The sequence below is a fragment of the Nocardioides speluncae genome, assembly GCF_003121585.1.
Classification (GTDB): Bacteria; Actinomycetota; Actinomycetes; order Propionibacteriales; family Nocardioidaceae; genus Nocardioides; species Nocardioides speluncae.
This window is the reverse complement of the sequence record NZ_QEOO01000011.1, coordinates 44,241-56,812: the sequence shown is the minus strand read 5'-3', so window position 1 is coordinate 56,812 and position 12,572 is coordinate 44,241. Positions and strand designations below refer to the sequence as shown.

12 protein-coding genes are annotated in these 12,572 nt (G+C 70.9%); 7 read left to right on the top strand and 5 right to left on the bottom strand.

The annotated features are described in order from the left end of the window. Positions 1–5 precede the first annotated feature (5 nt). Complete coding sequence (locus DDV73_RS05045; RefSeq protein ID WP_109506160.1) at positions 6–416, top strand: TetR/AcrR family transcriptional regulator; 411 nt, start codon at positions 6–8, stop codon at positions 414–416. Positions 417–422: 6 nt separating this feature from the next. Here DDV73_RS05045 and DDV73_RS05040 read toward each other — a convergent pair whose 3' ends face one another. From DDV73_RS05040 to DDV73_RS05020, 5 genes are read right to left on the bottom strand one after another with little or no spacing between them, the layout of a single operon-like run. Beyond that, positions 423–1,400, bottom strand: a complete 978-nt coding sequence (locus DDV73_RS05040) for an acyl-CoA dehydrogenase family protein (protein WP_109506159.1) — start codon at positions 1,398–1,400, stop codon at positions 423–425. Positions 1,401–1,410: 10 nt separating this feature from the next. Then, positions 1,411–2,364 carry an acyl-CoA dehydrogenase family protein gene (locus DDV73_RS05035; protein WP_109506158.1) on the bottom strand — a complete coding sequence of 318 codons (954 nt, stop codon included), beginning with the start codon at positions 2,362–2,364 and terminating at the stop codon, positions 1,411–1,413. Then, positions 2,361–3,539 (bottom strand): acyl-CoA dehydrogenase family protein, encoded by a 1,179-nt coding sequence (locus DDV73_RS05030; RefSeq protein WP_109506157.1) that lies wholly within the window; start codon positions 3,537–3,539, stop codon positions 2,361–2,363. The genes DDV73_RS05035 and DDV73_RS05030 overlap by 4 nt, the downstream gene beginning before the upstream one ends. Further along, the gene (locus DDV73_RS05025) at positions 3,536–4,384 is read right to left on the bottom strand and encodes an enoyl-CoA hydratase (RefSeq protein WP_240617129.1); all 849 of its coding nucleotides are present in this window, start codon (positions 4,382–4,384) and stop codon (positions 3,536–3,538) included. The genes DDV73_RS05030 and DDV73_RS05025 overlap by 4 nt, the downstream gene beginning before the upstream one ends. Further along, on the bottom strand, positions 4,381–5,988 hold the full coding sequence (locus DDV73_RS05020) for a FadD3 family acyl-CoA ligase (RefSeq protein ID WP_206050718.1): 1,608 nt from the start codon (positions 5,986–5,988) through the stop codon (positions 4,381–4,383). Before DDV73_RS05020 ends, DDV73_RS05025 begins: the two co-directional genes overlap by 4 nt. Before the next feature lie 81 nt (positions 5,989–6,069). Here DDV73_RS05020 and DDV73_RS05015 point away from each other — a divergent pair, with 81 nt between their 5' ends. The 6 genes from DDV73_RS05015 to DDV73_RS04990 are packed head-to-tail and all read left to right on the top strand — an operon-like array spanning position 6,070 to position 12,571. Continuing rightward, positions 6,070–7,248 carry an acyl-CoA dehydrogenase family protein gene (locus DDV73_RS05015; RefSeq protein WP_109506156.1) on the top strand — a complete coding sequence of 393 codons (1,179 nt, stop codon included), beginning with the start codon at positions 6,070–6,072 and terminating at the stop codon, positions 7,246–7,248. Then, complete coding sequence (locus DDV73_RS05010) at positions 7,245–8,048, top strand: SDR family oxidoreductase (protein WP_109506155.1); 804 nt, start codon at positions 7,245–7,247, stop codon at positions 8,046–8,048. Before DDV73_RS05015 ends, DDV73_RS05010 begins: the two co-directional genes overlap by 4 nt. A 20-nt stretch (positions 8,049–8,068) precedes the next feature. Next, a complete protein-coding gene (locus tag DDV73_RS05005; protein WP_109506154.1) occupies positions 8,069–8,698 on the top strand; it encodes a TetR/AcrR family transcriptional regulator in 630 nt (209 codons plus the stop codon). Continuing rightward, positions 8,691–9,839 carry an acetyl-CoA C-acetyltransferase gene (locus tag DDV73_RS05000; protein WP_109506153.1) on the top strand — a complete coding sequence of 383 codons (1,149 nt, stop codon included), beginning with the start codon at positions 8,691–8,693 and terminating at the stop codon, positions 9,837–9,839. Before DDV73_RS05005 ends, DDV73_RS05000 begins: the two co-directional genes overlap by 8 nt. Positions 9,840–9,884: 45 nt before the next feature. Next, complete coding sequence (locus DDV73_RS04995) at positions 9,885–10,871, top strand: GNAT family N-acetyltransferase (protein ID WP_109506152.1); 987 nt, start codon at positions 9,885–9,887, stop codon at positions 10,869–10,871. Between the two features lie 44 nt (positions 10,872–10,915). Beyond that, positions 10,916–12,571: a metallophosphoesterase family protein gene (locus DDV73_RS04990; protein WP_109506151.1), complete on the top strand. Its 1,656-nt coding sequence runs from the start codon at positions 10,916–10,918 to the stop codon at positions 12,569–12,571. Position 12,572 lies beyond the last annotated feature (1 nt).

Below are 12,572 nucleotides of genomic sequence, written 5' to 3'. Positions count from 1 at the left end.
GGTGTGTGTCTGCCCTGGCCCCGCTCCGGCCCGAGCCGGTCGAGGACTTCGCCGAGCGATTGACGCGCCGGTTCTTCCGGATGTGCGAGAACCCGCGCCACCGCCGCCGGATGCTCGCCATGCTCCGCAATGGCGCCACTGACGAGGACGACAAGAAGCGCACCTACGAGCGCATGAACAGGGTGGTCATGATGCCGGTCGCGAAGGCGCTCGGCGTCCGCACTACCGTGCTGCGGACCGAGCTGGTGCTGTCGCAGCTGCTCGGCGTGGCGACCGCGCGCTACATGCTGAAGGTCGAGCCGGTCGCATCGCTGTCGACCGACGAGCTGGTGACCCTGGTGGCGCCGGCGATCCGCGCCGTACTCCAGCCGAGCGACGAGCGGTCACCCAGGTCGGGTGGCATCGCCCCCGACTAGCACTGATTAGAGCAGCGTCGCCCGGCGTTCGTGCGGCTGGCCGAAGAGCTGGCCGAGGGCGTGCGCCCGCTTGAACACCAGCTGCGCGTCGTGCTCCCACGTGATCGCGATGCCGCCGTGCAGCTGCACGGTCTCGGCGCCGATCCGCTGCAGCGCCTCGGAGCAGTACGACGAGGCCGCGGCGGTGAGGTCGTCAGCGTCCGGCGCGCCGGTGGCCACGGCGTACGCCGCGGCCCAGGAGATCGACCGCGAGGTCTCGACGTCGACCAGCATCTGCGCCATCCGGTGCTTGAGTGCCTGGAACGACGCGAGCGGCCGGCCGAACTGCACCCGTTCCTTGGTGTAGCTGACGGTCATCTCCAGCGCCCGCTCGGCCAGCCCGACCTGCAGTGCGGTGACCCCGATCGTGCCGACCGCGTGCGCATGGGCGACCGCGGCGGCATCGCCGATCTGGGTCATGGCAGCGTCATCGAGGTTCACCGTGGCGAGCCGGGTCGTGAGGTCCATCGCCGGCGTCCAGGTACGGGTCACGGCGGTCGCGTCCACCTCGTAGAGCCGGTCGTCGGCGGCCACCAGGAGGATCTCGGCCTGGTCGCCGTGCAGGACCGCTTCTCCCCAGGCCACGGTGGCGATCTCGCCGGTCGCGATCCGGGGGAGCAGCCGCTTCCGCGCGTCCTCGTCGGCGCCGAGCAGCGCGGCCGTCGCGACCAGCGAGGCGAGCGCCGGGCCGGGCGTCAGGGCGCGGCCCAGCTCCTCCAGCACGACGTGTGCCTCGACCAGCGTCGCGCCGGCTCCGTCGTACTCCTCGGGGACCAGCAGTGCCGCGACGCCGATCTGCTCACACAGCGTCTGCCACAGCGCAGCGTCGTAGCCCTGATCGGAGGTCATCGCAGCCCGAACCGCGGCGGGATCGCTGCGCCGGGCCAGCAGAGTGCGGACGGTCGAGGCCAGCTCCTGCTGTTCCTCGGACAGTGCAAATCTCATTGGGCGAACCTCATCGGGCCACCAGCGCGTCCAGGATCCGGCTGCGGTGGTACGCCGGCGTACCCCACGCGCCGACCAGCGCCCGCACCTTCAGGATCCACAGGCTCAGGTCCAGCTCGCGGGTGTAGCCGATGGCGCCATGCACCTGGAGCGCGGTCCGGGCGGCGAGGTACGCCGCGTCGCTCGCCGCAACCTTGGCCGCGGAGGCGTCCCGGCTGGCGTCGGATGAGCCGGCCGAGAGGGCGGCCCCGTAGACAAGCGGCCGCGCGAAGTCGAGCGCGATCCGGACGTCGGCAAGTGCGTGCTTGAGCGCCTGATAGCTGCCGATCTCACGGCCGAACTGACGCCGCTGCTTCGCGTAGGTCACCGACTCGGCCAGCAGATGCTCGCCGGCGCCGATGAGCTGGGCCGAGGTCGCGAGGACCGCGGTGTCGAATGCCGTCGCCGTGCGGTCGCCCACGTCGAGAACCTGGGCTGCCTCGACCTCGAACAGCCGCCGCGTCGGGTCGACCGACCGGGCCTGTTCGCCGAGCATGCCGGTCCGGATCTCGTCGCTCTCCGCGACGGCGACCGTGGTCGCGACGTCGGCGTCCAGTGCGTACGGCGTGTGCGGCGGTGTCGCCACCGTGGCGACCGCGCCGTCCGCGATCGCGGTGAGTGGCTCGCCGGACAGGGCAGTCGCCAGGTAGGCGGCGGACTCGACCCAGGGGCCGGGGACGAGGTGCCGGCCGAGCGCCTCGAACGCGATCACCAGCTCGACCCGGCTGGCTCCGAGTCCGCCGTACTCCTCGGGCACCAGCAGGGCGGGGAGGCCGGTCTCGGCCAGCCGTGCCCACAGCTTCAGCCCATCGGCGTGGTCGCCGTCGGCCCAGCGGCGGGCAGCGCCAACGACGTCGGCCGAGGACAGCAGTGCGTCCAGCGAGGCCGCGAAGTCGGCCTGCTCCTCGGTCACCATGAACCTCATCGGCCGGCTCCCTTCGGCTCGCGGGGGAGGCCGAGGATCCGTTCGGCGACGATATTGCGCTGGATCTCGTTGGTGCCGGCGTAGATCGGGCCGGCCAGCGAGAACAGGTAGCCGTCGCTCCACGCCGACTCCAGCTCCGCCTCAGGGCCGAGCAGGTCGAGCGCGGTCTCGTGGAGCGCGATGTCGAGCTCGGACCAGAACACCTTGTTCACCGACCCCGCCGGGCCGATGTCGCCGCCGTTGGCGAGGCGGGTGACCGTGCCCCAGGTGTAGAGCCGGTACGCCTGGGCTTTGATCCAGGCGTCGACCACGCGGTCGGCGGCCCCTTGGTTTCGAGACGGTCGCAGAGCGACCTCCTCAACCTGCGGGGCGGCGTACAGATCCACCAGACGGTCGGCGGCGGCGCAGAAGCGGCCGGGGGAGCGGAGGGAGAGGCCGCGCTCGTTGCCCGCCGTACTCATTGCGACCCGCCAGCCGTCGCCGACGGCGCCGAGCACGTCGGCGTCCGGCACGAACACGTCGGTCAGGAAGATCTCCGCGAACCCAGCCTCGCCATCCAGCTGGGCGATCGGCCGCACGGTCACCCCGTCGGCGTCGAGCGGGAACAGGAAGTAGGTCAGCCCGCGGTGGCGCTCCGCCGACGGGTCGGAGCGGAACAGGCCGAAGCCCCAGTGCGCGTGCGACGCCCGCGAGGACCAGGTCTTCTGGCCATTGAGCACCCAGCCGCCGCGCTCGTCGTCACGGCGCGCGGTCGAGGTCAGCGCGGCCAGATCGGAGCCGGCCTCGGGCTCGGACCAGGCCTGCGCCCAGATCCGCTCGCCGGTCGCCATCGACGGCAGGAAGCGGTCCCGCTGGTCGGGGGTGCCGTGCTCGAACAGGATCGGCGCGAGCAGGAAGATGCCGTTCTGGGACACCCGGCCGGGAGCGCCGGCGCGGTAGTACTCCTCCTCGAAGATCACCCACTCGATCAGCGAGGCCCCGCGGCCGCCGTGCTCCTCGGGCCAGGAGACGACCGACCAGCGCGCCTCGGCGAGCTTGGCCTCCCACTCCTGGTGCGCGGCGAAGCCGGCCTCCGTGTCCATCGAGGGCAGGGGAGTGGCCGGCACGTTGGCGGCGAGCCAGGCGCGTGCCTCCGCTTGGAAGGCCAGCTCGGCGTCGGAGAAGTCGAGGTTCACTCGCCGGCCTGTTCTTTGTTGCGGGCGGCCATCGACTTCGCGTCGAGGCCGCCGAGGGAGTCGGTGGAGACCTCGGCGTTGTGGGCGTGCGCGAAGTGGTGCAGGCCGAACACCGAGTCCATGCCGGCCCGCATGCCCTGCAGATCCTCGGCCTGGTTGACCGCCTTCTTGGTCAGCGCCAGCCCGAACCGCGGCATCGCCGAGATCCGGTCCGCCATCGCGCGTACGACGTCCTCCAGCTCCTCGCGCGGCACCACCTGGTTGACCATGCCGAGCTCGAGTGCGCGCTGTGCGGAGAACCGGTCGCCGGTGAAGAGGAACTCCTTGGCGGCGCGCGGGTTCATCACCCACGGGTGCGCGAAGTACTCCACGCCCGGGATGCCCATCCGCACCACAGGGTCGGAGAAGAACGCGTCGTCGGAGGCGACGATGAAGTCGCACGACCAGGCCAGCATCAGCCCGCCGGCGATGCAGGCGCCGTGCACCATCGCGATCACCGGCTTGGGCACCTCCCGCCAGCGCCGGCACATTCCGAGGTAGACCTCCGACTCGCGCGCGAACCGCTGGTCGCCGCCTTCCTTGTCAACGTGGTCCCACCAGATGACGGCCTGTCGCTCGAACGACTTGTCGACATCTCGACCCGGCGTACCGATGTCGTGACCGGCGCAGAAGTGCTTGCCGTTGCCGGCCAGCACGATCACCTTGACCGCGTCGTCGTCAGTGGCCACCCGGAAGGCGGCGTCCAGCGCGTAAGTCATCGCGGAGTTCTGGGCATTGCGGTACTCCGGCCGGTTCAGCCGGATCCAGGCGACTGCGCCCTCCACGACGTACTCGACTTCGCTCACGATCCGCTCCTCAGCTCGGTCTTCAGGATCTTGCCGGACAGGTTGCGCGGCAGCGCGTCGACGAAGACCACCGACCGCGGCACCTTGAAGTTCGCAATCCGCTCCTTGGCGTGCGCGATCACGTCGTCCTCGGTCAGCGTGGCACCGTCGCGGCGTACGACGAAGGCCCGGCCGACCTCGCCCAGCCGCTCGTCGGGTACGCCGACCACGGCCGACTCCACGACGCCGTCCAGCCGGGCCAGCGCCTGCTCGACCTCGGCGGGGTAGACGTTGAAGCCGCCGCAGATGTACATGTCCTTGATCCGGTCGGTGACGGTCAGGTAGCCGTTGTCGTCGAGGTGGCCGACGTCGCCGGTGTGCAGCCAGCCGTCGGCGTCGATCGCCGCCGCGGTCGCCTCCGGGTCGTCGAGATAGCCGCGCATCACCATCGGCCCCCGGAACAGGATCTCGCCGTCGGCGATCCAGATCTCCAGCCCGTCGACGGCGCGGCCCGACGTCGCGGCCACCAGCTCGGGCGGGTCGCCCGGGCGACACATCGTGGCGACCACGCACTCGGTCATCCCGAACGCGGTCAGCGCCGTCTCGATGCCGAGCACGCTGTGCATCTGCTCGATCAGCGTGACCGGCACGAACGCGGCGCCGGTGACCGCCAGTCGCAGGCTGCCCAGGTGGTACGCAGACCGGTCGGTGTTGAGCAGGGAGAGGAAGACCGTCGGGGCTCCCGGCAGCACGGTGATCCCGGCCGAGTCGATCAGCTCCATAGCGCCGGTCAGGTCGAAGGTCGCCTGAGGGTAGAGCGCGCAGCCGGAGACCAGCGAGACCACGATCCCGGCCTTGTAGCCGAAGGAGTGGAAGAACGGGTTGATCACCAGGTAGCGGTCCTCGGCGGTGACGCCCACCGTCCGCGCCCAGACGTCGGCGGCGGCGATGGTCTGCCGGTGGGCGGTCAGCACGCCCTTGGACCGGCCGGTGGTGCCGGAGGTGAACAGGATGTCGGCGATGTCGTCGGGCTTGACTGCGGCGGCACGCCGGTCGATCTCGTCCTCGGGGGTGTCCGCGGCGACCGTTGCGAGGTCGTCCCACTCGATGTGGTCTCCACTGAGGTGGTCTCGACGACGCTCGCTAGCGCTCGCTGCTCGACCACCCGAGATACGGACGAGGGCACGGAGATCCGGGAGGCCGGTGACCAGGTCGGCCTCGGAGCCGAGCTCGGATGCCTCCTCGGCGGCCGCGGCCTCCAGCTCGGTCAGCTGGCTGCGGCCGAGGAAGCCGTCGGCCACGACCAGCAGCGAGGTGCTGGTGCGGCGGAGCACGTCGACCACCTCGTGGCCGGTGTAGCGGGTGTTGAGCGGGACCAGCGTGGCTCCGGCGTACGTCACGGCGAGCGCGGCGACCTCCCACTGCCAGCAGTTCGGCGCCCAGATCGAGACCCGGTCGCCGGGCGCGACACCGAGTGCGGCGTACGCCCGCGCGGTGCAGCGGACCTGCTCGCGCAGCTCGCCGAACGTCAACGCGGCCTCGCCGTCGACGACGGCAGGCCTGTCTCCTTGCGCGGACGCGACGGCGTCCAGCAGCGCCGGCAGAGTGCCGGGTGTCTCGATCACTGGCGTTCCTCCCAACCAAGCAGTTGCTTGGTAGGCTAGCGTAGCCGTACAACCCGCCCACCGGAACAGGAAGGAGCGCTCGTGGACCTGACCTACTCGGCCGCCGACGAGGCGTTCCGTGCCGAGGTGCGGGCGTTCCTCGACGACGCCCTGAGCGGCGAGTTCGGCGAACTGCGCGGGCTCGGCGGGCCGGGCCGCGAGCACGAGGCCCACGACGAGCGGGTCGCCTGGGACCGCCACCTGGCAGCACTCGGCTGGACCTGCATCGGCTGGCCCGCGGAGTACGGCGGCCGCGGACTGAGCCTGATCCAGCAGGCGATCTTCCATGAGGAGTACGCCCGCGCCGACGCGCCGGGCCGGGCCAACCACCTCGGCGAGGAGCTGCTCGGGCCGACCCTGATTGCGTTCGGCAGCGACGCCCAGAAGGCGCGGTTCCTGCCCGGCATCCGCAACGTCACGGAGCTGTGGTGCCAGGGCTACTCCGAGCCCGGCGCCGGGTCCGATCTGGCCAACGTCGCCACCCGCGCTCGCCGCGAGGGCGACGACTGGGTCATCGACGGCCAGAAGGTGTGGACCTCGCTTGCCCACCTCTCCGACTGGTGCTTCGTGATCGCCCGGACCGAGCCGGACTCGCAGCGGCACCGCGGCCTGTCCTTCCTGCTCGTGCCGATGGACCAGCCCGGCATCGAGGTCCGGCCGATCGAGCAGCTCACCGGCGGCTCGGAGTTCAACGAGGTCTTCTTCACCGGCGCCCGCACCGACGCCGACCTGGTGGTCGGCGAGCCCGGCGACGGCTGGCGGGTGGCGATGGGACTGCTCGGCCTGGAGCGCGGCGTCTCCACACTCGGCCAGCAGCTCGGCTTCGCCCGCGAGCATGACGGCGTCATCGAGCTCGCCAGGCAGACCGGCGCGTACGACGACCCGGTCCTCCACGACCGGCTGGCCCAGGCCAAGGTCGGCCTGGAGGTGATGCGCGCCAACGCCCTGCGCACGCTGTCCGGCGACCCGTCACCGGGCGCCGGCTCGATCGCCAAGCTGGTCTGGTCGAACTGGCACCGGCAGCTGGGCGAGCTGGCGATGGACGTCGCCGGCCGCGCGGCGCTGACGGTCGGCGCGCCGTACCAGCCCGACCGCTGGCAGCGGCTCTACCTCTTCAGCCGCGCCGACACGCTGTACGGCGGCAGCAACGAGGTCCAGCTCAACATCCTGGCCGAGCGCGTGCTCGGCCTCCCTCCCGAGCCGAAGGGCGACCAGCGATGACCGCCACCCGATCCGAACAGCCCACACCGGCCTACGTCGCCGGCCACGACCTGCTCGCGGGCAAGGTGGTCGTGGTGACCGCCGCGGCGGGCGCCGGCATCGGCGCCGCGGTGGTACGCCGCGCGCTCGAGGAGGGCGCGAGCCACGTCGTACTCGGCGACACCCACGAGCGTCGCCTGGCCGAGGCGGGGGAGACGCTCGCGGACGAGTTCGGCAAGGAGCGGGTCACCGCGATCCGTTGCGACGTGACCGTCGAGGCCGACATCGCCGCCCTGCTCGACGCGGCCGAGGCAGCGGGCGGTGTCGACGTGATGGTCAACAACGCCGGCCTCGGCGGCACCGCGAGTCTCCTGGAGATGACCGACGAGCAGTGGGCACGCGTCATCGACATCACGCTCACCGGAACCATGCGCTGCACCCGCGCAGCCGCCCGGCGGATGGTCGACCGCGCCACCAAGGGCGTGATCGTCAACAACGCGTCGGTCATCGGCTGGCGGGCCCAGGAGGGGCAGGCCCACTACGCCGCTGCCAAAGCAGGCGTGATGGCGCTGACCCGCTGCTCCGCGCTGGACCTGGCGCCACACGGCATCCGGGTCAACGCGGTCAGCCCCAGCCTGGCCATGCACCCGTTCCTGGCAAAGGTGACCAGCGACGAGCTGCTGGCCGAGCTGAAGCAGCGCGAGGCGTTCGGCCGGGCCGCCGAGCCGTGGGAGGTGGCCAACGTGATGGTGTTCTTGGCGAGCGACTACTCGTCGTACCTGACCGGAGAGGTGATCAGTGTCAGCAGCCAGCACGCCTGAACACCCGATGGAGGTGACCAGTGTCAGCAGCCAGCACGTCTGAGCAATCGACCGGGGTCTCAACAGGCTCCCGCCGCGACCAGCTGCTCGCGATCGCGGCCCGGCTGTTCGCCGAGAAGGGCTTCAAGAACACCACCGTCCGCGACATCGCCGACGCCGCGGGCATCCTGTCCGGCAGCCTCTACCACCACTTCGACTCCAAGGAGTCGATGGTCGACGAGATCCTGTCGACCTTCCAGGAAGAGCTGTTCGGCAACTACGACGCGGTGCTGGCCGGCGACGATGACGCCCGGACCAAGATCGAGGCGTGCGTGCGGCTGTCGTTTGAGGCGATCGACCAGCACCCCGCCGAGGTCGCGATCTTCCAGAACGACGCCGACTACCTCGGTGGCTCGGAGCGGTTCAGCTACCTCGCCGAGCGCAACCAGCAGTCCCGCCAGGTCTGGATCACGCTGCTCGACGAGGGGGTTCGCAGCGGTGTACTCCGCAAGGACCTCGACGTGGAGCTGGTCTACCGGTTCATCCGGGACACGGTCTGGGTCGCCGTCCGCTGGTACCGCCCCGGCGGCGAGCTGACCCACCGCGACATCGCGGACCAGTATGTCTCGATCCTGCTCGATGGCATCTCGAAGGAGCGCAACCGTGGCTGAGGCATATCTCGTCGAAGCAGTCCGTACGCCGGTCGGCAAGCGCGGCGGCTCGCTGGCGGGCGTCCACTCCGCCGACCTCGCCGGACACGTGCTGTCCGCGCTGATGCGGCGCAGCGGCGCCGATCCCGCCGCCGTCGACGACGTGATCCTGGGCTGCTGCGACACGATCGGCTCCCAGGCCGGCGACGTCGCCCGCACTGCGTGGCTGGTGGCCGGGCTGCCCGACCACGTGCCGGGCGTGACCATCGACCGGCAGTGCGGCTCCTCGCAGCAGGCCGTGCACTTCGCGGCCCAGGGCGTGCTGTCCGGCACCCAGGACCTGGTGGTGGCCGGCGGTGTCCAGAACATGAGCGCGATCCCGATCTCGGCGGCGATGCTGGTCGGCCAGCAGTACGGCTTCAGCACGCCGTTCGCGGAGTCGCCCGGCTGGCAGCAGCGGTACGGCGACCAGGAGGTCTCGCAGTTCCGCTCGGCCGAGATGATCGCCGAGAAGTGGGGGATCTCCCGGGAGGAGATGGAGGAGTTCGCGCTGGCCTCCCATGAGCGGGCGCGAGCGGCGGCCGCCGAAGGCCGGTTCGACCGCGAGCTCTCGCCGGTCGGGGAGCTGGCCGCCGACGAGTGCCCGCGGGAGACGTCGCTGGAGAAGATGGCCGCGCTCCAGCCGCTCGCCGAGGGCGGCCGGATCACCGCCGCCGTCGCCTCCCAGATCTGCGACGGTGCGTCGGCGGTGCTGGTGGCGTCCGAGCGCGCCGTACGCGAGCACGGGCTGAGCCCGCGTGCCCGGGTGCACCACCTCAGCGTGCGCGGCGACGACCCGGTCTGGATGCTGACCGGCCCGATCGCGGCCACCCGGCACGCGCTGGACCGTGCCGGAGTGTCGGTCGACGACATCGACCTGTTCGAGTGCAACGAGGCCTTCGCATCCGTCGTACTCGCCTGGATGCGCGAGCTCGACGTGCCGCACGACAAGGTCAACGTCAACGGCGGCGGGATCGCGCTCGGGCACCCGATCGGCGCGACGGGCACCCGGATCATGACCACGCTGCTGCACGAGCTCGAGCGCACCGGCGGCCGCTACGGCCTGCAGACGATGTGTGAGGGCGGCGGCCAGGCCAACGTCACGATCATCGAGCGCCTCTAGAAAACCAGGTGCGCGCCGAGCGGCCATTGCTGGATCGTCTTGTCCATGGAGCTTCGCCAGTTCGGACCCGACGACCTCGACGACGTACGCGGCCGCGTCGAGATACTCAACGCTGCCTCCGCCGTGGACAGCCCGTGGGACCACCCGGCTACCGAGAGTGACGAGCGTGGCTTCCTCCGCTTCGGCTGGGACAAGGAGCCGATGCTGGCCTTCGTTGCGGTCGAGGACGGCAAGGCGGTCGGGCTCGGCGAGTACTCGACCAGTGAGTGGGACAACAAGCACCTCGCCTGGCTCGGTGTCGTCGTGGCGCCGGAGCACCGCCGCCGCGGCTACGGGACCCAGATCCTGGAGGCGCTGGTCGAGCGGGCCCGCGGCGAGGGCCGGAGCTCGGTCGGCATCGACGCCTGGGAGTCCGAGACGGCCATCGCCTTCGCCACCAAGCACGGGTTCGAGCGGAAGTCGCAGGCTATCAACCGGCGCCAGACGCTCGCCGACATCGACTGGACCACCGTGGAGCGGGACCGGGAGCAGGCGGCGGCCGCCACCGCGGCGTACGAGCTGGTACGCCGGACCGGGCTCACGCCCGACGACGAACTGTCCGCGCTGGCCGGGCTCACCGCCGCCATCAACGACGCCCCGACCGACGACCTCGACATCGAGGACGAGGTGTTCCCGCCCGAGCGGGTCCGCGACTACGAAGAGGCGCAGCTCGGCCGCAAGCAGGCGCTGTTCCGGATCGTGGCCCGGCACCGCGAGACCGGTGAGCTGGCCGGCCACACCGTGGTCGCGGTCGAGGAGGAGCGTCCCTGGATCGGCCACCAGCACGACACGGCGGTCTCCCCGGCTCACCGGGGAAACCGGCTTGGGCTGCTTCTCAAGGCCGACATGATGCTCTGGCTGCGTGCTGACCAGCCGCAGGTACTCACCGTCGACACCTGGAACGCCGAGAGCAACGACCACATGATCGGGGTGAACAAGGCGCTGGGCTACCAGATCCTGGGCCGGGGCCTGCAGTTCCAGCGAGACCTTTAGCCAGTAATGCCCGGTCGGCCCGCCGATCCCCTTACGATGGCGCGATGCGCCGACCTGCCCGACAGCGCTCCTGGAGCCTCGCCACCACCGCCCTGATCGGCCTCGTCGGCCTGGCCTTCGCCGGGCTGGCGTCGGGTCCGGTGCCTCCCGCAGCCCAGTCCGCGCCGGCGGCCGCGGCCACCGTCGCGGCATCCGCGACGGTCTCGATGAGCTGGCCGTCAGGCTCGGCGCCGGTCGCGGGCAACAAGATGATCACCGCGCGGGTGGTGGTCAAGGGCGGCACCGCGAGTACGGCAAACCTCTGGGTGGCGGTCGCGAACGGCCGCTTCACCAGCATCCCGAACGCCTGCCGGGCCAGCGACATCCTCAACGCCTACTCATCGATCACCCAGGACCTGCTCCGTCTCAGGTGCAGCATCGGCCCGCTGCGTGCCGACGGCACGAAGACCGTCGACATCCCGGTCAGGGTCGCCAACCTTCCCGGCAGCCGGGTCTACGTCAGCGCCAGCCTCAACGGCGGCCCGACGGCGCGGCCGCCGTACTCCAAGCTGATCACCTCGGGCGGGTCGACCGTGCCGCACTCGTTCCGGTTCCTGTCGAGCCCGGACTTCCTCAACGCCGACGTCGCCGACCTGGCCCGGCCGGGCTCGGGCGCGGACTGGGACCCGACGATCAGCGAGAACTCGACCAACGACGCCCAAGAGCTGGCCCTGGACACCGTGCTGGGCGAGTGGGGCGAGCACGAGCCGGACAACGTCCTGGTCGCCGGCGACCTGGTCAACGGGCACTGGGGCAAGGACAGCGACAACACCGGGAACTTCGGGCCGGTCGGCACCTTCGAGGAGAAGCAGACCGCCCTCCGGCGGGCGGCGATCACCTACTACCCGGAGTGGGAGGAGCGGCTCATCGACCACGGCTTCCCGCAGGGCCGGGTGTACCCCGCGATGGGTGACCACGAGTACGGCGACGACCCGTGGGTCAACGACGACAAGCGGCGCCTCGCGCCGACCTTCCGCGAGGAGTTCGCCCAGCAGTTCACGATCCGCAACAACGGGCAGCCGCGGTTCGCGGACCGTCCCGTCGGGTCGGAGCACGAGTTCACGGCGTACGCCTGGCGGCCGGATCCCGAGGTGCAGATGGTCACCATCGACGTCTTCGACGATCAGCCAGAGGAAATGCTGATCCGGCTCGACCCGCAGCAGATGCTGTGGCTGCGCGGCGTGCTCGCCCAGGCCCAGGCCGACGGGATCGACTGGATCATCGTCCAGGGCCACACTCCGATCGTCGGCCCGGTTCGCAAGTCGTCCTCGTCGGGCCTGATGTACAGCAACGGCGCGTCGTCGGAGCTGTGGGGCGTGTTCAAGAAGTACGGCGTCGACCTCTATCTGACCGGTGAGGTGCACTCGGTCACCGAGGTGAGCCGCGACGGCATCGTCCAGATCGCGCACGGCGGGCTGTTCGCCTTCGCGCACTCCAACTACCTGGTGGGTGACGTCTACCCGAGCCGGATCGAGCTGCGGGTGCACGACTTCGCCGGCCGCTGGAGCAACCTGGAGGGCCGGCTGTGGGAGACCCAGATGCCGGGTGCGCCGAAGGACCTCACCTATCAGCCGGACCCGCCGATCATCGGCACCACCACGGTCTGGAGCGACGGCCGCGAGACGTCTCGTAGTGGCGCCCTGCTGCCCTACACGCCGTAGC

Excerpts from the sequence above, each read along its gene's own strand:
- DDV73_RS05040 (WP_109506159.1), bottom strand. The coding sequence starts at position 1,400 with ATGAGATTTGCACTGTCCGAGGAACAGCAGGAGCTGGCCTCGACCGTC.
- DDV73_RS05035 (WP_109506158.1), bottom strand. The coding sequence starts at position 2,364 with ATGAGGTTCATGGTGACCGAGGAGCAGGCCGACTTCGCGGCCTCGCTG.
- DDV73_RS05010 (WP_109506155.1), top strand. The coding sequence starts at position 7,245 with ATGACCGCCACCCGATCCGAACAGCCCACACCGGCCTACGTCGCCGGC.
- DDV73_RS04995 (WP_109506152.1), top strand. The coding sequence starts at position 9,885 with ATGGAGCTTCGCCAGTTCGGACCCGACGACCTCGACGACGTACGCGGC.
- DDV73_RS04990 (WP_109506151.1), top strand. The coding sequence starts at position 10,916 with ATGCGCCGACCTGCCCGACAGCGCTCCTGGAGCCTCGCCACCACCGCC.